This is a genomic window from Malikia granosa (assembly GCF_002980595.1).
In the GTDB taxonomy this organism is placed as follows: Bacteria; Pseudomonadota; Gammaproteobacteria; order Burkholderiales; family Burkholderiaceae_C; genus Malikia; species Malikia granosa.
Genome location: NZ_PVLQ01000008.1, coordinates 212,573 through 236,761 on the forward strand (window position 1 = coordinate 212,573; position 24,189 = coordinate 236,761).

A 24,189-nucleotide genomic window follows, 5' to 3' on the forward strand; every position below is an offset into this window, starting at 1 on the left:
ATTGACGGAGCCAGCATGAAAGCAATTGTGGACCTTTTTTCGACCGACTATGGTCTGATGAGCATCGCGGTCATCCTGTTCGTGATCTGCATGTCGGTCTGGTTCTCGCGCTTCTTCAAGCGCAAGATGAACGAGTCGGCGCAGGAGCAGCAGCGCTTGCAGGCTGGCCAGCGCACGCCGCGCTGAAGCGCCGCGCCTGCTGCCGGCGCCTGGCCTGAAGGGCTGTCACAATGCGGTTCGAGTCCAGTCCGAGCCCGAAAATGACCGCATCGTCCGAGCCCTCGTCTTCCCCATTTTCCGAAGCTGCCGCGCCAGGCTGCAGCCTGAGCGATCTGGTCGCCGCCTGCGACGGCCTGCTGCAGCCGGCCCAGTTCAAGGACTATGGCCCCAATGGCCTGCAGGTCGAGGGCCGCGACAGCGTGCGCAAGCTCGTCAGCGGCGTCACCGCGAGCCGGGCCCTGATCGAGGCCGCGATCGCCGCCGAGGCCGATGCCATCCTGGTCCACCATGGCCTGTTCTGGCGTGGCCAGGACGGCCGCGTGACCGGCTGGATGAAGCAGCGGCTGGCGCTGCTGCTGCAGCATGACATCAGCCTGCTGGCCTACCATCTGCCGCTCGACGCCCATGCCGAGTTCGGCAACAACGCCCAGCTCGGGCGCCAGCTCGGCTTTGCACCGCCCGACGGCGCGGCCTGGGGCCGTTTCGGCGAGCAGCAGCTCGGCTTCTTGGGCCAGGCCGTGCCTTGCAGCGGCCCTGAGCTGGCGCGCCAGGTCGAGCGTGCGCTCGGCCGGACGCCGCTGCTGATCGATGCCTGCCCGCGGTCGATCCGGCGCGTGGCCTGGTGCAGCGGCGGCGCGCAGGGCTATTTCGAAGCCGCGATCGCGGCTGGTGCCGATGCCTTCCTGACCGGCGAGATCTCCGAGCCGCAGGCCCATCTCGCGCGCGAGTGCGGGGTCGCCTTCCTGGCCTGCGGCCATCACGCGACCGAGCGCTATGGCGCGCCCGCGCTGGCGACCCAGGTCGCCGCCCAGCTCGGCCTGCAACACCAGTTCATCGAGATCGACAACCCCGCATGACCGCCTCACTCCCGATCGCCATCACCATGGGTGACCCGGCCGGCATCGGCCCCGAGATCATCGCCCAGCTCTTCCGTCAGCAGCCCGGTTGGTCGCAGCGCTGCTTTGCGGTCGGCGACCTCGCCACGCTGCGCCGGGCCGCGGCCGCCACCGGTGGCCTGCTGCCGGTCGCGCTGATCGAGCAGCCGGCCGACGTGTTCGAGCTGCCGCCGCGCTGCCTGCCGGTGCTGCCGGCCGTCTGCATGGAGTCGCTGGCCGAATGGGGCCGGATCGACGCGCGCGCCGGCCGTGCCGCCGCCGACAGCATCGCCTGGGCGGCCCGCGCCGCGTTGCGCGGCGAGGTCGGTGCCGTCGTCACCGCGCCGATCCACAAGGAGGCGCTGGCCGCGGCCGGCATCGAGCATCCCGGCCACACCGAATTCCTGCAGGCGCTGGCCGCCGAGCACCTGGGCCGTTCGGTCGCCGAGCTGCCGGTGCGCATGATGCTCTCGAACGACGAGCTGCGCACCGTGCTGGTCAGCATCCATGTCTCGCTGCGCGATGCGCTCGCAGCCGTCACGACGGCCAATGTGCTGCAGACCCTGCGCATCACGGCCACCCATCTGGCGCGCCAGCTCGGGCGTGCGCCGCGCATCGCGGTGGCCGGGGTCAATCCGCATGCCGGCGAGGGCGGCCTGTTCGGGCGCGAGGAAATCGAGCAGATCGCGCCGGCAGTGCGGCAGGCGCAGGCCGAGGGGCTCGATGTCAGCGGTCCGCACGCGCCCGACACCGTCTTCATGCGCGCGCGCGCTGGCGAGTTCGACGTCGTGATCGCGATGTACCACGACCAGGGCCTGATCCCGGTCAAGTACCTGGGGCTCGAGCATGGGGTCAACAGCACGCTGGGCCTGCCCTTCGTGCGCACCAGTCCCGACCATGGCACCGCCTTCGACCTGGCCGGCAGCGGCCGGGCCGATCCCTCGAGCCTGATCGCTGCGCTGCGGGCGGCGATGGGGGCCTGAGCGGCGCCTAGCCCTTCTGCTTGAGGCTGTCGCGGATCTCGCGCAGCAGCAGCACATCCTCGGGCGTGGGCGGCGGAGCGGCCGGCGCGGGTGCCGGCGCCGGCACGGCCCGCTTGAGGCGGTTGATCTGCTTGACCATCAGGAAGATCGCCAGTGCCAGGATCAGGAAGTTCAGCGCCACGGTCAGGAAGTTGCCGTAGGCGAACACCGGAACACCAGCCTTCTTGAGTTCGACCAGGGTCCGCGCGGTCCCGGGCGGCGGGTCGCCAAGCAGGATGAACAGGTTGGAGAAGTCCAGGTTGCCGATCAGCATGCCGACCAGCGGCATGATCAGGTCGTCGACCACCGAACCGACGATCTTGCCGAAGGCGCCGCCGATGATGACGCCAACTGCCAGATCGATCACATTGCCCTTGATCGCAAAATCGCGAAACTCCTGCATCATGCCCATGGTCGTGCTCCTGTTGGTCAAATGGCCTTTTGCATGGACATGGTAACGGGTTTTCTGCTAACCCCAGGGTGCGCTCCGGTACAATGCCATGTTGACCAGAGCTGGCTTGCCGGTCGGCTCCCTTGTCCTTCCCAGTCATTGAAAGATCCCCATGAGCGAAGCATCCGTCGACAACGGCCGCCGCACCTGGCTCATCACCTCGGGCGCCGTGGGCGCAGTGGGAGCCGCTGCTGTCGCCGTCCCCTTTGTGAGCACGTTCCAGCCCTCCGAGCGAGCCAAGGCAGCCGGTGCTGCCGTCCAGGTCGATATTTCCGCGATCCAGCCGGGCGAGAAGCTCGTGGTCGAATGGCGCGGCAAGCCCGTGTGGATCATGAAGCGCACGACCGAACAGGTCGCTGCCCTCGAGAAGCTCGACGCCGAGGTGGCTGATCCCGAGTCCCAGCGCACCGCCTACCCGACGCCCGAGTACGCGAAGAACCGCAGCCGCTCGATCAAGCCCGAGATCTTCGTCGCGATCGGCATCTGCACCCATCTGGGCTGCTCGCCGTCGGACAAGTTCCAGACCGGCGCCCAGCCTTCGCTGCCCGACAACTGGCAGGGCGGCTACCTGTGCCCATGCCATGGCTCCACCTTCGACCTGGCCGGCCGCGTGTTCAAGAACAAGCCCGCGCCCGACAACCTCGAAGTGCCGCCGCACATGTACCTGTCCGACACCGTTCTGCTGATCGGTGAGGACAAGAAGGCCTGATCCGAACCAATCTGAGGAACATCATGGCAGCTGAATTCAAGGAACTTCCGGCCAACGCCCCGACGGGCGAGAAGGTCGCCAACTGGTTCGAGAACCGCTTTCCCTCGGCATTTGCTGGCTACAAGCAGCATCTGTCCGAGTACTACGCACCGAAGAACTTCAACTTCTGGTATTTCTTCGGCTCGCTGGCGCTGCTGGTGCTGGTGATCCAGATCGTGACCGGCATCTTCCTGGTCATGAACTACAAGCCGGATGCCAATCTGGCCTTCGCCTCGGTCGAGTACATCATGCGCGATGTGCCCTGGGGCTGGCTGATCCGCTACATGCACTCGACTGGCGCCTCCGCCTTCTTCGTCGTGGTCTACCTGCACATGTACCGCGGCCTGATCTACGGCTCCTACCGCAAGCCGCGCGAGCTGGTCTGGGTGTTCGGCTGCGCCATCTTCCTGGCGCTGATGGCCGAGGCCTTCATGGGCTACCTGCTGCCCTGGGGCCAGATGTCGTTCTGGGGCGCCCAGGTGATCGTCAACCTGTTCGCCGCCGTGCCCTTCATCGGTCCTGACCTGGCGCTGCTGATCCGCGGCGACTTCGTGGTCGGCGACGCGACCCTGAACCGCTTCTTCAGCTTCCACGTCATTGCCGTGCCGCTGATCCTGCTCGGCCTGGTGGTCGCGCATATCCTGGCGCTGCATGACGTCGGCTCGAACAACCCGGACGGCATCGAGATCAAGGGCCCGAACGCCCCGAAGGACGCCCAGGGCCACCCGCTCGACGGCATCCCCTTCCACCCCTACTACTCGGTCCATGACCTGCTGGGCGTCGGCGTGTTCCTGATGGCCTTCTCGGCGATCATCTTCTTCGCGCCCGAGTTCGGTGGCTATTTCCTCGAGTACAACAACTTCATCCCGGCCGATCCGTTCAAGACCCCGCTGCACATCGCACCGGTCTGGTACTTCACGCCGTTCTACTCGATGCTGCGTGCCATCACCACCCAGATGATCTACGTGCTGATCGCCGTCGCCATCATCGGTGCCCTGCTGGGCGTGGCCAAGGCCAAGGTCGGTGCGATCGGCAAGATCGCCATCCTGGGCGCCACCGCCGTCGTGATCGTCCTGCTGCTGTCCATCGACGCCAAGTTCTGGGGCGTCGTCGCCATGGGCGGCGCGGTCGTGATCATGTTCTTCCTGCCGTGGCTGGACTACAGCCCGGTCAAGTCGATCCGCTACCGTCCGAACTGGCACAAGCTGGTCTATGCCGTGTTCGTGATCAACTTCCTGATCCTGGGCTACCTGGGCGTGCAGCCGCCGTCGCCGGTCGGCGAGCGCGTGTCGCAGGTCGGCACCCTGCTGTACTTCGGCTTCTTCCTGCTGATGCCCTGGTGGAGCCGTCTGGGCACGCCCAAGCCGGTCCCGAGCCGCGTGACCTTCAAGCCGCACTGAGCCCAACCGCCTACAGGAGTTACAAGATGAAAAAGTGGATTGTGGGCTGCGTGATGGCCCTGGGTCTGGCTGGTGGCGCGCTGGCCGCTGGCGCCGGCTTCCCGCTGGACAAGGCGCCCGACCTGAGCAAGAAGAGCGAGCAGGAATACCAGGCTGCGTTGCAGAACGGTGCCAAGCTGTTCGTCAACTACTGCCTGAACTGCCACTCGGCAGCCTTCATGCGCTTCAACCGCCTGAAGGACATCGGCCTGACCGACCAGCAGATCAAGGACAACCTGCTGTTCACGACCGACAAGGTCGGTGAGGTCATGAAGTCGGCGATCAACCCGCGCCAGGCCAAGGAGTGGTTCGGTGCCAACCCGCCCGACCTGACCGTGATCTCGCGTTCGCGCGCCAGCGCTGCCGGCACGGGCTCCGACTACCTCTACACCTATATGCGCACCTTCTACCGCGACGACACCCGTCCGACCGGCTGGAACAACATGGTGTTCCCGAACGTCGGCATGCCGCACGCGCTGTACGAGCTGCAGGGCGAGCGCAAGCCCATCCTCGACGAACACCACAAGCTCACTGGCTGGGAGCAGGTCAAGCCCGGCAAGCTGAGCCCCGAGGCCTATGACGCCGCGATCGGCGACCTGGTGGCCTATATGCGCTGGATGGCCGAACCGGCACAGCACCAGCGTACCCGACTCGGTGTCTGGGTCCTGCTGTTCCTGGGCCTGTTCACCTTCACGGCCTGGCGACTGAACAAAGCGTTCTGGAAAGACGTCAAGTAAGGCCCGCTGGCCCGCAACGGGCCGGACCGACCGCAGTGGCTGGCCGTTTCAGGCCCGCCACTGCTTTTGCTTTTTGATTGAGGAGTTTTCGCCATGATGGTTTTGTACTCGGGCACCACCTGCCCTTACTCGCATCGCTGCCGTTTCGTGCTGTTCGAGAAGGGCATGGACTTCGAGATCCGCGACGTCGACCTCTACAACAAGCCCGAAGACATCGCGGTCATGAACCCCTATGGCCAGGTGCCGATCCTGGTCGAGCGCGACCTGATCCTGTACGAGTCGAACATCATCAACGAGTACATCGACGAGCGCTTCCCGCATCCGCAGCTGATGCCGGGCGACCCGGTCGACCGCGCCCGCGTGCGCCTGTTCCTGCTCAACTTCGAGAAGGAGCTGTTCGCCCATGTGTCGGTGCTCGAGCAGCGCGGCATCAAGCCCACCGACAAGTCGGTCGAGAAGGCCAAGGCCCATATCCGCGACCGCCTGACCCAGCTCGCGCCGGTGTTCCTGAAGAACAAGTACATGCTGGGCGACAACTTCTCGATGCTCGACGTCGCGATCGCGCCGCTGCTGTGGCGCCTGGACCACTACGGCATCGAGCTGAGCAAGAACGCCGCACCGCTGCTCAAGTACGCCGAGCGCATCTTCTCGCGTCCGGCCTATATCGAGGCGCTGACCCCGTCCGAAAAGGTCATGCGCAAGTAAGCGCAGCCTGCACTGGAGATGTCAGCGATGAGCCAGGGCGACCTGCCTTCCACCCGTCCCTACCTGATCCGCGCCATCCACGAATGGTGCTGTGACAACGGGTTCACGCCCTATATCGCCGTGGCGGTCGATCAGTGGGTGCAAGTGCCGCGCGAGTTCGTCAAGGATGGCGAGATCGTGCTCAACACCAGCTACGATGCGACCGGCAACCTGCGGCTTGGCAACGACTGCATCGAGTTCAAGGCCCGCTTCGGCGGCGTCGCGCGCGAGATCCGGGTGCCGGTCGACCATGTGCTGGCGATCTATGCGCGCGAGAACGGCCAGGGCATGGCCTTCCCGCCGCCCGAGCGCGAGTCGGCGCAGGCCCAGTCCGAACAGCCGCCCCAGGATGAGCCGCCGCCGTCCGGCAGCGGCCGTCCGGCGCTCAAGCGGGTGAAGTAGAATAGCGCCGTTGCCGCCTTAGCTCAGTTGGTAGAGCACCCGCCTTGTAAGCGGTAGGTCGTCAGTTCGAATCCGACAGGCGGCACCAACCATACCCACAAAGGCCCCCAAGAATCACCACTTGGGGGCCTTTTTCATTGGTGCGTAGAGGGAAGAACCCCCCAAGGAGGCACAAAGCCCCACATTGACAGCCACTCAAAACAGGGGGTACAAGACGGGGGTACAACGCACCCCCCAAGGGGGTACAACCTTACACCCCCCACCGAAGACCGCAAAACATGCTGACAGACGCCCAATGCAAGAACGCCACTTGCCCCCCAGACAGGAAGCAGGCGAGGCTTTACGACAGCGGGGGGCTGTTCCTGCAGGTCAGTCCGGCTGGGTCCAAGCGATGGTTCTGGCGCTACTCGGTCAACGGCGCCAAGAAAGACATGGCGCTGGGGAGCTATCCCGATATCGGGCTGAAGGCCGCGCGCAACGCCAGAGACGCGGCGAAGCTGAAGAAGACCGAAGGCGTTGATCCGATCCAGGCCCGGCAGGTCGAGAAGCTCAAGGCCCGCGTCGGCAGCGGCGACACCCTGGAAGCCGTGGCGCGCGACTGGCTGGCGCGCGGCAAGCCGGCATGGAGCGACACCCACTTCGAGCGCGAGCAGCGCAACGTCGAGAAGGACCTGCTGCCCTGGCTGGGGCGGCGCAAGATCAGCGATATCGAGCCGGTCGAGCTGCTGTCAGTGATCCAGAAGGTCGCTGAACGCGGCGCGCTGTCCGTGGTCGAGCGGGTCCACCTGACGGCGCGCGGTATCTGGTGCCATGCCGTGGCGACGGGCAGGGCGCCCAGGGACATCACCAGCGACATCAAGAAGGCGCTGCCCAGGCACCTGAAGAAGAACTTTCCCGCCATCGTCGAGCCGGCCGAGCTGGGCGAGCTGCTGCGCGCGATGGATGGCTACAAGGGCGGTCCCGTGGTCCGAGCCGGCCTGAAGCTGGCCCCGATCCTGTTCCAGCGACCCGGCAACCTGCGCACCATGCGATGGGAAGACCTGGACCTGGAGCGGGGACTGTGGAGCATCCCCAGCGAGGATATGAAGCGCACCAAGGAGCAGAAGGCCAACGGCCAGCCGCATATCTGCCCGTTGCCCAGGCAGGCCGTGGAGCTGCTGCGCGAGCTGCACCACCTGACCGGAGGCCGCGAGTATGTGCTGCCCGGCCTGCGCGACCCCAAGACGCCGATGTCAGAGGCCGGGCTGTCGGCGGCCCTGAACGCGATGGGCTACAAGGGCCGGCAGACTTGGCACGGGTTCCGGGCGACAGGGCGGACGATCCTGCGTCAGGTGCTGAAGTACCCCGCTGACGTGATCGAGGCCCAATTAGCCCATGTCGGCCAGATCACCCACGGCGGCGCCTACGACCGCGCGACCCACCAGGAAGAACGCACCGTGATGATCCAGCACTGGGCGGACTTCCTGGACCGCCTGCGCACGGGTGCTGATGTGATCCCGCTGCAGAAGGCGGCCTGAGCGATATCGGCAGCCAGCCCACCATCAGCCTGGCCGTGAGCCGGGTTTTTCGTTCTTGGTCGAAGGCCACCGTACAATTGAGCTAACGCGCCTAGCCATCGACTGATCCCCGTTGGTGAATACCCGGACACCCTGACCGGGCGGCGCGTTTTCCATTTTAGGGTTGCGAGACAGGGGAACGCATGGGAATCTCGGACGAGATTGAACGCATAGCGGAGGAATTCATTCCGGTATGCGTCCTGATAGATGCTTTGCTTAATCAAGAAGGTATTACGCCTTATAGATTGAGTCGGTGGATCGAAAGAAATATGAATGCAATTAAGTGCATTCCAGTACTTGATTTTAGTTATGATGAAAAAGACTTCGTATGGAGAGAAGATATTCGAGATGCGGTAGGTGATTTTGGTTTTTGCGTGAATTCGGCAGATGGTGATTTTGATTACAGCCTTTTTGCCAGCTACGAGTACGATGGATTCGTTCCTGGATGGCTTGCCTCTGATTTGCGAGGGTTTTTTTCTAAAACTTTAGTGAAGTATCCAGAGAAAGAAATTGATGAGCTACTGAAGGCGGAGCACTGGCGCATTGCAATAAAAGCCAATATAGAGGAGAGGCAAGCAGAGCTAGAGCAGCGGAAAGCGCTTGCTCGACCGCAAATAGCCACCGCAGCACCGCAAGACGATGAAGAAAAGCCGCTATCCACCAAGGAGCGCAATACCTTGCTTAGGCTGGTTATCGGAGTGGCTGTTCACGCCTACGGCTACAACCCATCGTACCGCCGCAATACTGCACCAGGCGAGATTTCAGAAGCACTTACAGAGCTTGGTATGAGCATAGACCCGGATACCGTGCGCAAGTACCTGAAGGAAGCAGCCGAGACCGTCCTGCCTGCCGGCTCCATCAAGCCCTGATAAAAACCGAATTCGGTTAGCAGTAAACCGAATTCGGCCACACGGGTGGCGTACCCCGGCACAGTTGCCCCTAATCCCTGGCCCATTGCACAGGGAGACACAAAGGGCAACCAATGGCACTACTGAGAAAGCCGCAAACCAAGGCCGAGATGGGATACCGCTCGGACACCAGCATCACCAACGCGATCAAGGCGGGCTTGTTGACCAAGCCTGTCCCCATCGGCCCCAGGGCCTTGGGCTGGCCGGATGACGAGATCCGGGCCATCAACGCCGCACGCATTGCGGGCAAGACGGATGACGAGATCCGCGCCCTGGTCGAGCATCTGCAAGGCCAGCGGGCTATCAAGTTCGAGCGCCTGATGGGCTGGATGCCTCCCGATGCCGCGCCCGAGCTGGCCGGCGCCGGCCGCGTGGCCGAGCTGCGGAGGGGCTGCTGATGACCCAAGAAAAAACGCCCGCCGCAACCGAAGTCACGACGAGCGCCCAGAACAGCGCGATTCTCGCAGAACGGAACGATGACGGCAAGCTGAAGCTGGTGACCTGCAAGGACGAAGCCCGGATTGATTCGCGCATACTGGCGCAGCACTTCGGCAAGGATCACCATGATGTGTTCGAGCTGGTGAAGAACTACCATGCCGACTTCGAGCAGATGGGGGTTGTTCGGTTTCAAACCGAGAAACCCCTACCCGGCTCCAAGGGGGGTAGGCCGGAACGCTTCGCGCTGCTGACCGAGGATCAGGCCATCTGCTGCTGACCTACACGCGCAACACCGCCAAGGCGCGCGCGCTCAAGGTCAAGCTGGTGCAAGCCTTCGGGGAGGCTCGACGCGCGGCACAGATGCGCGGCGCTGAGTACCTGCCGACCTATCACGCCCTGCACGACGCCATCCATGCGCGCGCGGCTGGATCACCGAACGAGAAGTTCGTTCACCTGAACGTCAACAGGCTGGTGAACAAGGTCGCCGGTATCGAGGCCGGGCAGCGGGCGAGCGCCACCGTGCCGGCGCAGTCCATGCTGATCGTGGCCCAGGCCATCGCGGCGAAGGCCATGCAGCAGGCACCCAACCACCGCGCCGGGTTCCAGCAGGCCAAGACTGCCTTGGTCGAGCTGTCGCGCGTGGCGCTGCTAGAGAGGGGGGCCGCCTGATGCCCGGCCAGACCACCACCTGCGCGGGCAACAAGCCCCCGCGCCGCAACGAGCGCCGCAAGGCCCGAGAGCGCAAGCGAGAGCCGGCCAAGCCGTGCTATATTCGCGTCAAGCCGAAAGGCCCGGTGCGTAAGAACACCTTGTACCAAGTGGTTGCAGCCCCCACCGTAAAGCGGGGTTTTGTCATGTCCGAATTGATCCGGCTCGCGCTTGCGCGTGCTGGCCTGGTTAGGGGCAGATGGGCTTGTCCGCGAGGCTGGCCGCACGGCTTGGTACGTGTTCTTAACATCTGCCCACCCGCTGCGCTTAAGAACGCAGCGAGTGGTTCCGAGTCTCACCAAGGAGCCGAAACCCATGGCCAAAACCCTGACCCTGGCGCGCAAGCCCGCGCCCACATCGTCCCCAGCGGACACCACGCCCCCCAACGCTCAAGAGCACGTCCAGGCCGCCCGGCAGTCGCTGGAAAAGGCACTGCAAGCCCTGAGCGGCGACGCCTGCACGGCAGCGGACATTCAGACAGCCACGGGCCGAGCGATCCGCGCGGCAACCCTGCTCAAGCGCGCCTGCAAAGCGCTCGACGCCGACACCACCAGCAAGGGGGCCTAACCATGATCCCCACCCTGAACACAGCCGGTACGGCACCGGCTGGAGCCGCTGCATGGCCCAACGTCATCACCCTGGCCAGCCGCCGCGCTGCGCCCATCCAGTCCCAAGCGGACATCACCGACCCCCATGTGATCGCGCTGCACGCTGCGGCCGAAAACGCCCTGGCCAGCGCCTTGCACCTGCTGCGCTCCATCGACTGCGACCCAGCCAAGCTGCAAGCCGCCACGGGCCGCGCGATCCGCGCCGCCACCCTGCTCAAGCGTGCCAGTGCCGCCCAGGCCGAAGGGGGTGCAGCATGAGCGCCGACAACATGATCCCGAAGCGCCGCGCCGCTGACTGGAAGAATCCATCCGTACCGGCCATGACCGTCGAGCAATTAGGCGTCGCGCTCAACGACATAGCCGTGATGGCAAAGCACATCGAACGCTTCACCTCGCTGCTGATGGCCAACCTGGTGCATGGACAGGACGACGAAGAAACCTACCTGGTTGCCATTGAGGCGATGGCGCAGCGCATAGGCTGGGCGTCTGACATGGCTTGTGACCGCATCGACGGGACTGGCGGCGCAGTGCGTGGCGACGCTGAAAGATGGATGATGCCGCCGTCTTTCCACCGCTACCAGGCTGCTGCCGAGGGAGTGGCAGCATGAGCAAGACCACCCACACCCCCGGCCCCTGGTACTGCACGAGCGAAAAAGACAGCGTTACCGGGGAAGTTTCGACCAAGCCCATTGGGTATGGATCGTATGGTGACGTTGCGCTGACCTTCGGCGATGGCGCCAAGGGCAACGCCCGACTGATAGCCCAGGCACCTGAGCTGCTGGCAGAGCTGCGCGCCGCCGGCCAGATCATCAAGAACGCCCTGGCAGTGATGCCGCCCGAGCTACTGGACAAGTGGCACCAACTCAACCGCGACACCGGCGCCTGCACTGAAGACCCGACGCGAGCCACTGAGCGCGCTACCTTGATTGCCAAGGCTGAGGGTGGAGCATGAGCGACAACACCCTGACCGAGCACGCCGACAACAGCGTGACCCTGACCGCCGCCCGGCAGGTTGCGTGCCTTGAAGCGAGCTGGGAGATTGAGCAACTGGCCGCGCATCTGGCCTGCAACGTGATACCGGATCACGACCCGCTGCACCTGGTAGTGCGAGGCATCGCCGGGCGCATTCGTAGCCTGTCGCGGGTTCTCGTGTCCGGCTTGGATGACGAGCTTGAGCCAGTGGCGCACCTGGAACGCGAGGTGTTCGGCACCGCGCAAAGGGAGGCCGAATGACCTCCCCCACGATTCAAGACGCCATGGCAGCGGCTGGGCTGCGCCCGGCCAAGGATCTGCACATCCCCGGCACGGGCAAGCTGATCCGCTACCGGGTCGAGGGCGACAAGGCCGGCAGCGTCAACGGCTGGGCCGTGCTGCATGAGATGGGCACCGCGTCCTTCGGTTCCTTCGGCAGTTGGAAGACTGGCGCGACTCATGCCTGGCGGAGCGGCTTCGACCGCACCCGAGCGCCCACGGCGCAAGAGCGGGAGGAGATCAAGATCCGCATGGAGCTGCTGGAAAAGGCCCGGCGCGAGGAGCTGGCCAAGGTCCGCGCCCAGGCCCGCGACAAGGCGGCAACGCTGTGGAGGCGGGCCAAGCCGGCCACCAACGCCCACCCCTACCTGGTGCGCAAGCAGGTCAACGCCTACGGCCTGCGGGCGCTGGGCAACGCCTTGCTGATCCCGCTGCGCGACACATCGGGCACGCTGCACAGCCTGCAGTTCATCTACCCGGACGGCGGCAAGAAGTTCCTGACGGGCGGCATGACCCAGGGCTGTTATGTGGCCATCGGCAGGCCGCGCGAGGCGCTGCTGATCGCCGAGGGCTACGCGACCGCGGCAACGCTGCATCAAGCCTCTGGTCTGCCCGTGGCGGCCTGCTTCAGTGCGAACAACATGGAGCCAGTGGCCCGCGCGCTGCGCGCCAAGTTCCCCGAGCTGCGGCTGGTGCTGTGTGCCGACGATGACCGCCAGACCCAGGGTAACCCCGGCCTGACGGCGGCGCGCGCTGCGGCGCGGGCTGTGCGTGGCGTGGTCGCGGTCCCTGTGTTCGAGGAGGCGGCCCCATGTCAGAGCTGACCGACTTCAACGACATGGCCATCGAGCGCGGCCTCGATGCCGTGGCCGAGGCCATCAAGACCGCAGCGCAAGCGGACCCCCGACCACCCGAGCCGGTATTCCCGGATCTGCCCGAGCTGCCCGACGACCAGGACGACGCGGCAGGCCGCGCTGAAACCCCCTTCGAGTGGCCCGAGCCGATCCTGCCTGGCACCGCCAAGACGCCCGACATCCCGGTCCATGAGGTGCTGACCGGCTGGCTGGGCGACTATGCCCACCATGTCGCCAAGTCCACCCAGACGCCTGGGGCCATGTCGGTGCTGTGCGCGCTTGGGGTGCTGGCGACCGTGCTGCAAAGGCGCTTCGAGGTCGCGCCCAAGGGCGGCAAGAGCTTTCGGGAAACCCTGTCCTTGTGGTGCGTGAGCGTGAGCCCACCCGGCACGCGCAAGACGGCGGTGCTCGGGGCCTTCCTGGGGCCGCTGGTGCGCTGGGAAAAGCTGCTGGCCGACAGGATGCGGCGCGACATTGCCAAGAACCTGACGCTGCGCAACACGATCCAGAAGCGGATCGAGGCGCTGACGCTGCGCTGTGGCAAGGCAGACCCGGCCGAGCTGGAAGAACTGCGGCGCGAGATCGAGCAGCTACAGGACGAGCTGCCCGACGAGCTGCGCGCGCCCAGGCTGTTCACCGCCGACGTGACACCCGAGCGGCTGCAAGTCATGCTGATGGAGCACGGCGAGAGCATGGCGGTTCACAGCGACGAGCCCGGCATCTTCGGCATCATGGGCGGGCGCTACTCGGGCGGATCGGCAAACCTCGACGTGTTCCTGCAAGGCCATGCCGGTAGTCCCATGCGCGTGGACCGGGCGGGCCGCAAAGCCTATGCCGACAGGCCGGCGCTGTCCTTCAACCTGATGATTCAGCCAGCCATCATGGCCGACGTGGCCAAGGGCAACGGCTTCAGGGGGTCCGGCCTGTTGGCCCGCTTCCTCTACGCCATGCCAGAAAGCAACGTCGGGCGGCGCAACGTGCGCGAGATGCACGACATCCCCGACGAAGTGCGCGAGGACTACGAAGCCGGTATCGAGGGCCTGCTGCACGGACTGCCGGGCGAGCCCGGCGCACCCGGCCCGGCGACTGTCCTGGAACTGACCGACACGGCGCGCGAGCTGTGGTTTGACTTTGCCCAAGAGGTCGAGCATCTACAAGGCGCGGGCGGCGACCTGGAGGGAATCAGCGACTGGACCAGCAAGCTGCCCGGCACCGTGGCCCGCATCGCGGCGCTGCTGGAGCTGGCCGAGTGGGGGCTGACGGCCGAGTGGGTCAGCGAGTCAGCTATGGCTCGGGCAATCCATCTGGCGCGGCTGCTGATCCCGCACGCCCAGGCGGCCTTCGGGCTGCTGGGGGCCGACCCGGTGGACGACGACGCGGCGCTGGTGCTGCGCTGGTTGACCGGAAACGGACGGGCAGAAGCCAGCCAGCGGGACATTCAGGCTGCGCTGCGGTGGCGATTCAAGAGCGTGAACAAGCTGCGCGACGCCATACACAAACTGAAGCAGACCGGGTGCGTCATGACCTACCAGAGGCGCAACAAGGGGGCCAAGCCGACCGAAATGGTCCGGGTGAACCCCTGTCTGTGTAGTTAGTGCTGTTCTCCCTTAAAGATGATTTTTAAGTAATTTTCTCTTTACTTATCAATATCTTGAGGAATACAGGCCTTTACCCTGTCAACGCATACACAAAGTACACAAACCCGAATCATCGGACGTGACCAGCGACACCCAGCAAGCCAAGGGGCCAGCCGATCAAAAGCAGTCTGTGTAGTTTGTGTATGTGTGTATGGGGGTAGTGGCCTTGCCTGATCCACGACCGCAACCTGATGAACGCCATGCAGCCGGCACCACCCACCCCCGGCTTCGGGTCCTCCCTGGCTTCCCCCAGCGCGGGTAATTCGAGCCGCGATGTCCAACTGTTCAGCGAGCCTCCTAAGGGGGTCATAACATGAACCACGACCAAGACACACAAGACCTTCTGACGCTCTACCCGGCACTTGGCCAGCCCTGCACCCAGCAAGAGCTGGCCGACCTGGTAGGGGTCACACAATCCGCCATCAGCCGTCACATCACGGCCGGCCACATCCCCCGCACCGGCACCGCCCTGGAGCAACTGCGGGCCTACCTGGCACACCTGACCGCCGAGGCTACCCGCCAGACAGGCGACGGCCTCCTGAGCCTGCCGGCAGAGCGTGCCGCCCTGGCGCGCGCCCAGCGCGAGGCGGTCGAGATGAAGAACGAGGCCATGCGCGGCAAGTACGCCCCGGCCGTGTTGCTGCGCGAGGTCCTGGCTATGGTCAGCGCCCCGATGGCTGCCCATATCGACCAGTTGGCCGGCCAGATAGACCAGGCCGCGCCGGATCTGCCCGAGTCCGCCCGCGCTGTGGTGCTGGCCGTCATCGCCAGCGCCCGCGCAGAATGGATTAGAGCCACGTCAGAGCTGGTCGACCACAGCCTGTCCGAGCACCAGGACGACCAAGACGACCAGGACGACGGCCTGCTTGATGGTGGCAACCAGAAGGATGAGCAATGAAATCCGACCACGAGAAATTCATCTCGCCCTACAAGCCGATCGAGGCTCGCTCAGCGCTTGAGGCTGCTTGCGATCTGCTGGCCCGTGGCGAGCCCTTGCCGCCGAGCCTGCGCGCCTGGATGCTGGGAGCGCTGCGCGAGCGGCTGTCAGATCAGCGCGCCGACCTGGATCGCCTGCTGGGGCTTCGCAGCCGTCGAGGTGGCCGGCTCCACGCCTTTGCCGGCCAGCCTGGCCGTGATTCCGACCTGCGCGAGCTGGCACGCGGCCGGGGGTTCAAGTACGCCCGCGAGCTGCACGCCCTGATCGTGTCGCATCGAAGCGATCCCGATCCTGATCTGACCCAGATTGAACAGCGGCACCGCTGCCCGCTTCCCCGCAGTCTGTCCCAGGTATCGCGCATCGTCAGCACAAAGGCCGGAAAAGACCGCCGCACCACCCCGGATTGCAACCAGTCTCCCGCCGCGCTCGATACGTCATCACTTGGATGGCTTTTCAAAGGGGCGGATTCAAATCTGAAGTGCAACACCCGGGTTTTCAGTGAATGAGGGTGGAGCGTTGCGGGCTGTTCAGGAGCAACTCCCGGTAAACCGCGAGCGGTGATCGTACCCCGAGTCCCTTGCGCGGTCGGCCATTGATCTGGTCGGCAATCTCATCGAGTTGTTCTTGGCTGTAGACCGACAGGTCCGTGCCCTTGGGCAGGTACTGGCGCACCAGTCCATTGGTGTTCTCGTTGGAGCCGCGCTGCCAGGGGCTGTGCGGGTCGCAGAAGTAGACGGCCACGCCGGTTTGCTCGGTCAGCTTCTTGTGCATGGCCATTTCCCGGCCCTGGTCGTAGGTCAGACTCTGGCGCATCGGCTGAGCAATGCCGTTGAGCTTGTCCGAGAAGGCCTGCAGCACGTTGGCGGCGCTGGCGGGCTTGGGGTGCGGCAGCTTGACCAGGATCAGCAGCCGGCTGGTGCGCTCGACCAAGGTACCTACTGCGCTGGCATTGCCTTCGCCCTTGATGAGGTCACCTTCCCAGTGACCTGGAAACTGGCGGTCCTCTACCTCGGGCGGACGCAGGTGGATGCTCAGCATGTCGGGGATCTGGCCGCGCCGGTCCTGGCCCTTGCTGCGTGGCACGCGCTTGTTGTGGGCGTGGCGCAGGCAGGCGATCAAGTCCTTGCGAAGCTCACCCACGGGTTGGGCATAGATGCAGTTGTAGATGGTTTCGTGCGACACGCGAAGCTCATGGCCCTTGGGGTAGATGCGCGCCAGTGTCAGGGCAATCTGTTCAGGCGACCAGCGCTGTCGCAGCAGATGCTGCACGACGTCAAACAAGATGGCGTCGGGATGCAGTTTACGCATCGGGCGGCCCTGTCTGTGGCGGTGCTGGCAGCTTTGCTGTGCCGCGGTGCTGCTGTACTGGCCGGCTGAGGCGTTGCGGCGCAGTTCACGGCTGATGGTGCTGGCCGAGCGACCGAGCAAGCTGGCGATCTCACGCACGCTGTAGTTCTGCTGCTTGAGGCTGGCAAGGGTCACACGGTCTTCGGGTTGTAGCTGGCGGTAGGTTCTGGGCTGCGGCGACATTGGCTTACCTTACGGCAGGTCAGGTGTTGCACTTCAGATTTGAATCCGCCAGGCCATTAGTGCAACCTGCCTGAAGATAGCGAACATGAATCATCGTGTTCCATCTTCGACCAAGGTCGAAATATCCCAGGATAGCAATTTCATAGCCGCTGGCGTGATTGTCAAATCGGTAGGGTCAAGCAAGACCCTATCGTTTTGGGCTGGTGATTATGAATTCTTCATCGAACTTAGCGAATCGCAATCTGCCAACATGGCGCGCGCACTGACTGAACGCTGCGCTGTGTATCAAGTGTCCGGGAGGTCGCAGCGATTCACCATCAACCCCAATGCCTTGTAATCCATACCCATGAGAAAATCACCAAGCACCAGCACGCTTTCCGGCAAGGTTGCCGATCTGTTCGGCCTGCAAAAGGCTGTCTCTGATCAGATCGGCCAGGCCAAGACCGCCGCACAGGAAGCCGTCGATCAACTCGACGCCGTGATCCGTGAAAAGACGGAGGAAGCCCACGAACTGACCCGCCGTGTATCGGTTGCTGATGCTGCCGCCCACATTGCAGAAAACATCCGTAATGCCCTTCGAAAGTCTAGCGAGGATCTGCAACGCCGGGCAGATGCGGCTATCCACCTGGGCACGCATCGTCCCATTCGTGAAATCGGTAGCGTCTTCGACGGCAATGGAGATACCCCGTTGCGCGAGCTGGAATCACGCCCTGTTCAGATCCTGTCCTGGCCGATCGAATCCACCGAGATCCTGGCGCTGACCATGACCGATGAGCAGATCCAAGCATGGGCGCTGCAAGCTGCGCGCAATGCTGGCGCACAGGATGGCGGCCCAGGACTGGATCAGCTCAAAGCGGATCACGAGCGATTGATTGACGAACTGGTTGAATTGCACGAGCAGCGCCGACAGGCCAAGGAGCATCTCTCCGGCCTGGTCAATATGGCGCTGTCTCCCCTGGTGCCCGACTCCTTCTTCCAGCCCAAAGCCAGTAGCGAGGCTGGCGCGACGAGCCAAAACCCGACCGTCACCCAACTGGACGAGAACGACCAGGTTGTTCAGACCGTGTTCGGTCACTCGACGCAAGAACTGATCGGAGCCATGACCAAATGAGTGCTATCCCCATGACGACCGCCGAAGCTGCTCAAGCTGACCGCCTGGCCAGCGAGATCCTGGCGCTTGTTGGCGTACAGATGTCAGCGCCACCGCGCGAACCCAAGACCGAGCAAGAGCTTGCCGACCAGATACTCGCACTCGCCGGCTTCAAAACCCCCATCAAGTAAACCGCATGAACGTCTTCAACACTGCCGTATTGGCACAAATCGTTCCGCAACTTCCGAACCCGGAACCCTTCATCCTCAACAGCTTCTTCCGCGCGATCCAGACCGAGACCAGCGAGGAGATCCACTTCGACATCGACAGTGGCAGCCGTCGCCTAGCGCCCTTCGTCGCGCCCATCGTGGCAGGGCAAGTCGTTCAATCGCGTGGCTACCAGACCAAGACCTTCAAGCCGGCCTACGTCAAAGACAAGCGTGTCTTCGATCCGGACCGCCCATTCAAGCGGCAGTTAGGCGAGGTCATCGGAGGCAATATTGCCCCAGCGCAACGCATGCAATTGGCCCTTGCCAAGGAACTGGAGGATCAGATTGCCATGCTGGCCCGTCGCCAGGAGGTCATGGCGGTTGAGGTGCTGCGCACCGGCAAGGTGACGGTCAGCGGCGATCTGTACCCGACCACTGAAGTGAACTTCGGCAGGGACCCGAGCCTGACTCAGTTTCTCGCCAACACGGCGCGATGGGGCGAAACAGGCGTCGAGCCGCTTGACGATGTTCAGGCCTGGTCGCTGCTGGTCGCTGAAAAGTCCGGCACCGTCGCCAATACCATCATCATGGATGTCGAGGCTTGGAGGCTGTTCAGCATGTCGAACAAGGTGCAAAAGCTGCTCGACCGATTCCGAGGCGCCGATCGGCTCAACCCCACCGTCACGGGCGAAGGCGGCCGCCACATGGGCAATATCGGCGATCTTGACATCTGGGTCTATACCGGATGGTATGAAGACCCTGACAGCGGCCAACTGGTGCCCTATCTGCCGTCTAACACCGTGATCGTCACCAGTCCCGACCTGATGGGCACCCGAGCCTATGGCGCGATCAAGGACGAAGCCGCTGGCCTGCTGGCAATGCCCTACTTCGCCAAGTCGTGGACCGAGGAAGACCCGGCGCTGCGCTACCTGCTGATGCAGAGCGCGCCGCTGACGGTGCCCTACCGCGTCAACGCCAGCTTCTGCGCGACGGTGCGCTGACGATCGATCGAAGGCGGTGCGTTCGCGTCATCCCAGGCGAACGCACCCAGGCCGGAAGCCCCAAGGTATCTCCTCCACGTTGGCCCTTGGTAAGACTGGCGACTGCTGCAGTGCGCAGCAGAGGTAAGCAAGGCGGATCAGTCGGTCAGTGCCGCCAGATGACGAATAACCCCGACAGCCGGCGGCGCTACGGTCTGCGCGTGGCTGGCAACCCCGACCCGGCCTCGCGCCGGGTTTTCTGTTTCTGTCTGTTAAGCCCGTTCGAGAAGCGCCTGCGCTTCCGCATCCGGCAGGAAGCTGGAACGTGACAGGCCCCCACCGATCAAGCACAGGGAGTGGGGCGCCAAGATATATCTGCTTGCTCCCTGGTACGGCCCGCCCAAGTCGGCCGGCAGTGCCGTAAAAATGGGGGTACCGAGGCCTTCACGGGGGTACAACAGGCGGTACAAAGTCCGATTTTCAGGCAATTCTCATAGGAGAGTTCGAATCCGACAGGCGCCACTCCATAAGAAAAGCCCTCCAGGTTGCTACGCCTGGAGGGCTTTTTCACGGACAAGCCTTGAACGGCCTGGGCCGTGAAACGCACCAGCAGCAAGGCAATTGCAACTGGACGATGGCAGGCGGCAGCGCTCAGGCGGCCACCCGGCAACAGGTCGGCCTCAGCAGCGTTGCATGATGCCGAGGCATTGGAAGAAGCGAGCCTCGCAGGCCGGGCAGCGGTAATGCTTGGAGGCCGGGATCAGCTTCATGACCGGGCTGCGCTGGACACGCTCAAGCGGCGAGCTGCATATTTTGCATTTCGGTATCTTTGGTGGGGTCTTTTGGTGCATTTTTACACTCCTTGAGACAGGACTTTAGTGACCCGGGCCCGATCGAGTTTTGCTTGAGCCCGCCACAATTTTGAATCTATGAACAAAATTCAGCTAGGCTTCAGCTTGCTGTGCTGGCTTGTTCTATGCTCGGGCCATGGCCCAGCATCGAGTCCATCCTGCCTTGCGTCCGGCCTTGATCGAGGTGCATGTGGAGCAGATCGAGCAGCTGTTCTATTCGATCGATCCCTCGCCCTTCCATGCCCGCGACCTCGACCCGCAGGCCGATGACTACATCGTGGCCTGCGCCCGCGAGTTGCCGCGCGAGCTGTCGCTGGCGCTGGTGATCCATCTCGACCGGCCGCTGGCGCCGGGCCAGGAGCTCGCGCAGCTCGAGGCCGCGATCCGCAGCCATTTCGCGGCCAGCGCCGGCGCGACCCGGGCCAGGCTGCGCGAGCTGTTCCGGCGCGGGCGCATCAGCCTGCTGATCGGGCTGGCCTTCCTGTCGTTGTCGATCGCGCTGGGCGAGTTCAGCCGCGACTGGCTGCCCCTGGGCAGCCCGGCACAGATCCTGCGCGAGAGCCTGCTGATAGGCGGTTGGGTGGCGATGTGGCGGCCGATGGAGATCTTCCTCTACGACTGGTGGCCGATCTGGGCCCGGATTCGCCTGCTGGACCGGCTGGCGCGGATGCCGACCCGGATCGTGCAGCGCCGCCACCGGCCGGCGCCGGCCGAAGCGGCACCGGCCGACTGAGGTGGGGCGGGCGGTCAGCGCACCCGGACCTTGAAGCGCAGCCGCTGCACGTTGAAGCCGCCGCTGCGCAGCGCGGCCAGCAGCGCCGGCGCCAGCTGCCGCAGCTTGCTGCCGACGGCCGGGTTGCCGACCAGCAGGCACCAGGATTCCTCGTCAACCGGGCCGGCCTGGACCTGGGCGCGCAGGCCCGGCTGCATCAGCGGCCGGATCAGGGCCAGCATCTGCTGCGACTGGCGGATGCGCGCGGCTACCTTGGCCAGTTCCGGGTTGGCCTGGAAGGCCTGCTGCAGGCTGAATTGACGCGATGGAGTGGCCATGGGGCGGCATTATCCGGCAGCAGCCCGCCGCCTGGGGCAGGCGCCATATTGCCCCGCTAAAATGCAAGCACACGGTGACCATCCGACCGCAGCCTGGTGCGTTTCCAGGCGGACCCGATTCCCAACCAGCCCTCGCCAGGACTTCTGTCTGCCGCGAGGAGCGATGCTTGTATGCCCATCCAGTTCCTGACCAAAATCTTCGGCAGCCGCAATGACCGCCTGCTCAAAACCTACCGCAAGACGGTGGCGCGCATCAACGGCCTGGAGTCGCAGTTCGAGCAATTGAGCGATGCCGAGCTGCAGGGCAAGACGGCCGAGTTCCGCCAGCGCCTGGCGCAGGGCGAGGCGCTCGACGCGCTGCTGCCCGAGGCCTTCGCGACCGTGCGCGAGGCCAGCAAGCGCGTCATGAAGATGCGCCATTTCGATGTCCAGCTAATCGGCGGCCTGGCGCTGCACTACGGCAAGATCGCCGAGATGCGCACCGGCGAGGGCAAGACCTTGACCGCGACGCTGGCGGTCTACCTGAATGCGCTGACCGGACAGGGCGTGCATGTGGTCACGGTCAACGACTACCTGGCCGGGCGCGATGCCCAGACCATGGGCAAGCTCTACCACTGGCTCGGCCTGAGCGTCGGGGTCAACCTGCCGCAGATGTCGCGCGAGGACAAGCAGGCCGCCTACCGCGCCGACATCACCTACGGCACCAACAACGAGTACGGCTTCGACTACCTGCGCGACAACATGGTCTACGAGGCGGCCGACCGGGTCCAGCGCAAGCTGAGCTACGCCATCGTCGACGAGGTCGATTCGATCCTGATCGACGAGGCGCGCACGCCGCTGATCATCAGCGGCCAGGCCGAGGACCAGACCGCGACCTATCTCGCGATCAACCAGCTGGTGCCGCAGCTGGTGCGCCAGGAGGGCGAGGAAGATCCGCGCACCGGCGAGGGCGTGATCAAGCCGGGCGACTTCACGGTCGACGAGAAGTCGCACCAGATCCACCTGACCGAGCAGGGCCACGAGAACGCCGAGCGCATCCTGGCCCAGGCCGGCCTGCTGCCCGAGGGCGCCTCGCTGTACGACCCGTCGAACATCGTGCTGATGCACAACCTGGTGACCGCGCTCAAGGCCCAGCACCTGTATCACCGCGACCAGCATTACGTGGTGCAGAACGGCGAGATCGTGATCGTCGACGAGTTCACCGGCCGCCTGATGTCGGGCCGGCGCTGGAGCGACGGCCTGCACCAGGCGGTCGAGGCCAAGGAGCGGGTGCGCATCCAGCCCGAGAACCAGACCCTGGCCTCGATCACCTTCCAGAACTATTTCCGCCTCTACGGCAAGCTGTCGGGCATGACCGGCACCGCCGACACCGAGGCCTACGAGTTCAACGAGATCTACGGCCTCGAGACGGTGGTGATTCCGCCGAACCGCCCGAGCCAGCGCAAGGACGAGCTCGACCGCGTCTACAAGACGACGCAGGAGAAATATGTCGCCGCGATCGCCGACATCCGTGAATGCCACGGCCGCGGCCAGCCGGTGCTGGTCGGCACCTCGTCGATCGAGAACTCCGAGATCATCTCGGCCCTGCTGCAACAGGAAGGCCTGCCGCACGAGGTGCTCAACGCCAAGCAGCATGCCCGCGAGGCCGACATCATCCTGCAGGCCGGCCGTCCCGGCGCGATCACGATCGCGACCAATATGGCGGGCCGCGGCACCGACATCGTGCTCGGCGGCAACCTCGAGAAGATCCTGGCCGCGATCGAGGCCGATGCCAGCCTGGACGAGGCCGCCCGCGCCCGCGCGATCGAGTCCGCGCGCGCGCAGTGGAAGGCCGACCACGAGCAGGTCAAGCAGCTCGGCGGCCTGCGCATCATCGCGACCGAACGCCACGAGAGCCGCCGCATCGACAACCAGCTGCGCGGCCGTGCCGGTCGCCAGGGCGATCCGGGTTCGAGCCGCTTCTACCTGAGTCTGGACGACTCGCTGATGCGCATCTTCGCCGGCGACCGGGTGCGCGCGATCATGGACAAGCTCAAGATGCCCGAAGGCGAGGCGATCGAGGCCGGCATCGTGACGCGCAGCATCGAGAGCGCGCAGCGCAAGGTCGAGGGCCGCAACTTCGACGTGCGCAAGCAGCTGCTCGAGTACGACGACGTGTCGAACGACCAGCGCAAGGTGATCTACCAGCAGCGCAACGACATCATCGATGCGCAGGACCTGAGCGCGCAGATCGCCTCGCTGCGCGAGGGCTGCATGACCGAGGTGGTGCGCGCCTTCGTGCCGGCCGACAGCGTCGAGGAGCAATGGGACCTGGCCGGCCTGCAGCAGCAGCTTGCCAGCGACTGGGGCCTGTCGCTCGACCTCGCGGGCCTGGTGTCGGCGGCCAGCGAGATCAGCGATGCCGAGATCCTGGCCCATGTGCTGCAGGCGGCGACCCAGGCCTACGAGGCCAAGGTGGCGCTGGTCGGACGCGAGCAGATGAGCGGCTTCGAGCGCGTGGTGCTGCTGCAGCATATCGACTCGAACTGGCGCGACCACCTGAGCGCGCTCGACTACCTGCGCCAGGGCATCCACCTGCGCGGCTATGCGCAGAAGCAGCCCAAGCAGGAATACAAGCGCGAGGCCTTCCAGCTGTTCGGCATGCTGCTCGACACCGTGCGCAACGAGGTCACGCGCCTGCTGATGAATGTCAAGATCCAGTCGCCCGAGCAGGTCGGCCAGGCCGCCGAGCAGCTCGAGAGTCAGGCCGAGCAGCTCAGCCATGTGACCTACACCGCGCCGACCGAGAGCGGCGAGCCCGAGACCCTGGCCGACTCCGGCCTGCTGAGCCGGCCGGAACAGGAAGTGCCGCGCGTCGGCCGCAACGATACCTGCCCCTGTGGCAGCGGCCTCAAGTACAAGGCCTGCCACGGCAAGCTGAGCTGAGCGCCGCCAGCACGGCGGCC

General features: G+C 64.7%; 31 protein-coding genes and 1 tRNA gene. 29 read left to right on the forward strand and 3 right to left on the reverse strand.

Annotation, left to right across the window (positions count from 1 at the left end):
• Positions 1 to 15: 15 nt before the first annotated feature.
• The 3 genes from C6P64_RS02115 (at position 16) to pdxA (ending at position 2,077) form a co-directional block, all read left to right on the forward strand.
• Positions 16 to 186: a DUF3149 domain-containing protein gene (locus C6P64_RS02115; RefSeq protein ID WP_105746930.1), complete on the forward strand. Its 171-nt coding sequence runs from the start codon at positions 16 to 18 to the stop codon at positions 184 to 186.
• A gap of 74 nt (positions 187 to 260) precedes the next feature.
• Complete coding sequence (locus C6P64_RS02120; RefSeq protein ID WP_105746931.1) at positions 261 to 1,076, forward strand: Nif3-like dinuclear metal center hexameric protein; 816 nt, start codon at positions 261 to 263, stop codon at positions 1,074 to 1,076.
• A complete protein-coding gene (gene pdxA / locus C6P64_RS02125) occupies positions 1,073 to 2,077 on the forward strand; it encodes a 4-hydroxythreonine-4-phosphate dehydrogenase PdxA (protein WP_105746932.1) in 1,005 nt (334 codons plus the stop codon). Before C6P64_RS02120 ends, pdxA begins: the two co-directional genes overlap by 4 nt.
• Positions 2,078 to 2,084: 7 nt before the next feature.
• Here the strand turns inward: pdxA and mscL are convergent, their stop codons facing one another.
• Positions 2,085 to 2,528: a large conductance mechanosensitive channel protein MscL gene (gene mscL, locus C6P64_RS02130; protein WP_105746933.1), complete on the reverse strand. Its 444-nt coding sequence runs from the start codon at positions 2,526 to 2,528 to the stop codon at positions 2,085 to 2,087.
• 151 nt (positions 2,529 to 2,679) lie between these two features.
• On the opposite strand from mscL, the gene petA reads away from it, so the two are divergent.
• From petA to C6P64_RS17840, 20 genes are all read left to right on the forward strand, one after another.
• On the forward strand, positions 2,680 to 3,276 hold the full coding sequence (gene petA / locus C6P64_RS02135; protein ID WP_105746934.1) for a ubiquinol-cytochrome c reductase iron-sulfur subunit: 597 nt from the start codon (positions 2,680 to 2,682) through the stop codon (positions 3,274 to 3,276).
• 23 nt (positions 3,277 to 3,299) lie between these two features.
• The gene (locus C6P64_RS02140; protein ID WP_105746935.1) at positions 3,300 to 4,715 is read left to right on the forward strand and encodes a cytochrome b; all 1,416 of its coding nucleotides are present in this window, start codon (positions 3,300 to 3,302) and stop codon (positions 4,713 to 4,715) included.
• Positions 4,716 to 4,741: 26 nt separating this feature from the next.
• The gene (locus tag C6P64_RS02145) at positions 4,742 to 5,491 is read left to right on the forward strand and encodes a cytochrome c1 (protein WP_105746936.1); all 750 of its coding nucleotides are present in this window, start codon (positions 4,742 to 4,744) and stop codon (positions 5,489 to 5,491) included.
• A gap of 93 nt (positions 5,492 to 5,584) precedes the next feature.
• A complete protein-coding gene (locus C6P64_RS02150) occupies positions 5,585 to 6,196 on the forward strand; it encodes a glutathione S-transferase N-terminal domain-containing protein (protein WP_105746937.1) in 612 nt (203 codons plus the stop codon).
• A gap of 18 nt (positions 6,197 to 6,214) precedes the next feature.
• A complete protein-coding gene (locus C6P64_RS02155; RefSeq protein WP_211296777.1) occupies positions 6,215 to 6,637 on the forward strand; it encodes a ClpXP protease specificity-enhancing factor in 423 nt (140 codons plus the stop codon).
• A 12-nt stretch (positions 6,638 to 6,649) separates the two neighbouring features.
• A tRNA-Thr gene (locus tag C6P64_RS02160) sits at positions 6,650 to 6,725 on the forward strand.
• A 190-nt stretch (positions 6,726 to 6,915) separates the two neighbouring features.
• The gene (locus C6P64_RS02165) at positions 6,916 to 8,154 is read left to right on the forward strand and encodes a tyrosine-type recombinase/integrase (protein ID WP_105746939.1); all 1,239 of its coding nucleotides are present in this window, start codon (positions 6,916 to 6,918) and stop codon (positions 8,152 to 8,154) included.
• A gap of 182 nt (positions 8,155 to 8,336) precedes the next feature.
• Positions 8,337 to 9,062, forward strand: coding sequence for a hypothetical protein (locus C6P64_RS17835; protein ID WP_146115843.1), 726 nt, complete (start codon positions 8,337 to 8,339; stop codon positions 9,060 to 9,062).
• Positions 9,063 to 9,175: 113 nt separating this feature from the next.
• Complete coding sequence (locus C6P64_RS02170; protein ID WP_211296778.1) at positions 9,176 to 9,499, forward strand: helix-turn-helix transcriptional regulator; 324 nt, start codon at positions 9,176 to 9,178, stop codon at positions 9,497 to 9,499.
• Positions 9,499 to 9,816 (forward strand): Rha family transcriptional regulator, encoded by a 318-nt coding sequence (locus C6P64_RS02175; protein WP_105746940.1) that lies wholly within the window; start codon positions 9,499 to 9,501, stop codon positions 9,814 to 9,816. The genes C6P64_RS02170 and C6P64_RS02175 overlap by 1 nt, the downstream gene beginning before the upstream one ends.
• Positions 9,817 to 9,863: 47 nt before the next feature.
• Positions 9,864 to 10,208 carry a hypothetical protein gene (locus C6P64_RS02180; RefSeq protein ID WP_146115844.1) on the forward strand — a complete coding sequence of 115 codons (345 nt, stop codon included), beginning with the start codon at positions 9,864 to 9,866 and terminating at the stop codon, positions 10,206 to 10,208.
• Between the two features lie 354 nt (positions 10,209 to 10,562).
• Positions 10,563 to 10,814 (forward strand): hypothetical protein, encoded by a 252-nt coding sequence (locus C6P64_RS02185; protein ID WP_105746942.1) that lies wholly within the window; start codon positions 10,563 to 10,565, stop codon positions 10,812 to 10,814.
• Positions 10,815 to 10,816: 2 nt separating this feature from the next.
• Positions 10,817 to 11,113 carry a hypothetical protein gene (locus C6P64_RS02190; RefSeq protein ID WP_105746943.1) on the forward strand — a complete coding sequence of 99 codons (297 nt, stop codon included), beginning with the start codon at positions 10,817 to 10,819 and terminating at the stop codon, positions 11,111 to 11,113.
• Positions 11,110 to 11,463, forward strand: a complete 354-nt coding sequence (locus C6P64_RS02195) for a hypothetical protein (protein ID WP_105746944.1) — start codon at positions 11,110 to 11,112, stop codon at positions 11,461 to 11,463. The genes C6P64_RS02190 and C6P64_RS02195 overlap by 4 nt, the downstream gene beginning before the upstream one ends.
• Complete coding sequence (locus C6P64_RS02200; RefSeq protein WP_105746945.1) at positions 11,460 to 11,807, forward strand: hypothetical protein; 348 nt, start codon at positions 11,460 to 11,462, stop codon at positions 11,805 to 11,807. The genes C6P64_RS02195 and C6P64_RS02200 overlap by 4 nt, the downstream gene beginning before the upstream one ends.
• On the forward strand, positions 11,804 to 12,088 hold the full coding sequence (locus C6P64_RS02205) for a hypothetical protein (RefSeq protein ID WP_105746946.1): 285 nt from the start codon (positions 11,804 to 11,806) through the stop codon (positions 12,086 to 12,088). The genes C6P64_RS02200 and C6P64_RS02205 overlap by 4 nt, the downstream gene beginning before the upstream one ends.
• Positions 12,085 to 12,930, forward strand: coding sequence for a toprim domain-containing protein (locus tag C6P64_RS02210; protein ID WP_105746947.1), 846 nt, complete (start codon positions 12,085 to 12,087; stop codon positions 12,928 to 12,930). The genes C6P64_RS02205 and C6P64_RS02210 overlap by 4 nt, the downstream gene beginning before the upstream one ends.
• The gene (locus C6P64_RS02215; protein ID WP_105746948.1) at positions 12,918 to 14,555 is read left to right on the forward strand and encodes a YfjI family protein; all 1,638 of its coding nucleotides are present in this window, start codon (positions 12,918 to 12,920) and stop codon (positions 14,553 to 14,555) included. Before C6P64_RS02210 ends, C6P64_RS02215 begins: the two co-directional genes overlap by 13 nt.
• Positions 14,556 to 14,910: 355 nt before the next feature.
• Positions 14,911 to 15,495 carry a hypothetical protein gene (locus tag C6P64_RS02220; protein ID WP_105746949.1) on the forward strand — a complete coding sequence of 195 codons (585 nt, stop codon included), beginning with the start codon at positions 14,911 to 14,913 and terminating at the stop codon, positions 15,493 to 15,495.
• On the forward strand, positions 15,492 to 16,040 hold the full coding sequence (locus C6P64_RS17840) for a hypothetical protein (protein ID WP_146115845.1): 549 nt from the start codon (positions 15,492 to 15,494) through the stop codon (positions 16,038 to 16,040). Before C6P64_RS02220 ends, C6P64_RS17840 begins: the two co-directional genes overlap by 4 nt.
• Here C6P64_RS17840 and C6P64_RS02230 read toward each other — a convergent pair.
• Complete coding sequence (locus C6P64_RS02230) at positions 16,030 to 17,064, reverse strand: IS30 family transposase (protein WP_105746951.1); 1,035 nt, start codon at positions 17,062 to 17,064, stop codon at positions 16,030 to 16,032. The two genes, C6P64_RS17840 and C6P64_RS02230, sit on opposite strands and share 11 nt — an antisense overlap.
• Before the next feature lie 85 nt (positions 17,065 to 17,149).
• On the opposite strand from C6P64_RS02230, the gene C6P64_RS17845 reads away from it, so the two are divergent.
• From C6P64_RS17845 to C6P64_RS02250, 5 genes are all read left to right on the forward strand, one after another.
• The gene (locus C6P64_RS17845; protein WP_146115846.1) at positions 17,150 to 17,401 is read left to right on the forward strand and encodes a hypothetical protein; all 252 of its coding nucleotides are present in this window, start codon (positions 17,150 to 17,152) and stop codon (positions 17,399 to 17,401) included.
• A gap of 9 nt (positions 17,402 to 17,410) precedes the next feature.
• Entirely contained in the window at positions 17,411 to 18,175 is a 765-nt protein-coding gene (locus C6P64_RS17850) for a hypothetical protein (protein ID WP_146115847.1), read from the forward strand.
• Between the two features lie 11 nt (positions 18,176 to 18,186).
• Positions 18,187 to 18,345, forward strand: coding sequence for a hypothetical protein (locus tag C6P64_RS18135; protein ID WP_170073027.1), 159 nt, complete (start codon positions 18,187 to 18,189; stop codon positions 18,343 to 18,345).
• A 5-nt stretch (positions 18,346 to 18,350) separates the two neighbouring features.
• On the forward strand, positions 18,351 to 19,364 hold the full coding sequence (locus C6P64_RS02245) for a major capsid protein (protein ID WP_105746954.1): 1,014 nt from the start codon (positions 18,351 to 18,353) through the stop codon (positions 19,362 to 19,364).
• Between the two features lie 966 nt (positions 19,365 to 20,330).
• Positions 20,331 to 20,927 carry a hypothetical protein gene (locus C6P64_RS02250; RefSeq protein ID WP_146115848.1) on the forward strand — a complete coding sequence of 199 codons (597 nt, stop codon included), beginning with the start codon at positions 20,331 to 20,333 and terminating at the stop codon, positions 20,925 to 20,927.
• A gap of 14 nt (positions 20,928 to 20,941) precedes the next feature.
• Here C6P64_RS02250 and C6P64_RS02255 read toward each other — a convergent pair whose 3' ends face one another.
• Complete coding sequence (locus tag C6P64_RS02255; protein WP_105746956.1) at positions 20,942 to 21,244, reverse strand: hypothetical protein; 303 nt, start codon at positions 21,242 to 21,244, stop codon at positions 20,942 to 20,944.
• A 171-nt stretch (positions 21,245 to 21,415) separates the two neighbouring features.
• Here C6P64_RS02255 and secA point away from each other — a divergent pair, with 171 nt between their 5' ends.
• On the forward strand, positions 21,416 to 24,169 hold the full coding sequence (gene secA / locus C6P64_RS02260) for a preprotein translocase subunit SecA (RefSeq protein WP_105746957.1): 2,754 nt from the start codon (positions 21,416 to 21,418) through the stop codon (positions 24,167 to 24,169).
• The last annotated feature ends 20 nt before the right edge of the window (positions 24,170 to 24,189 follow it).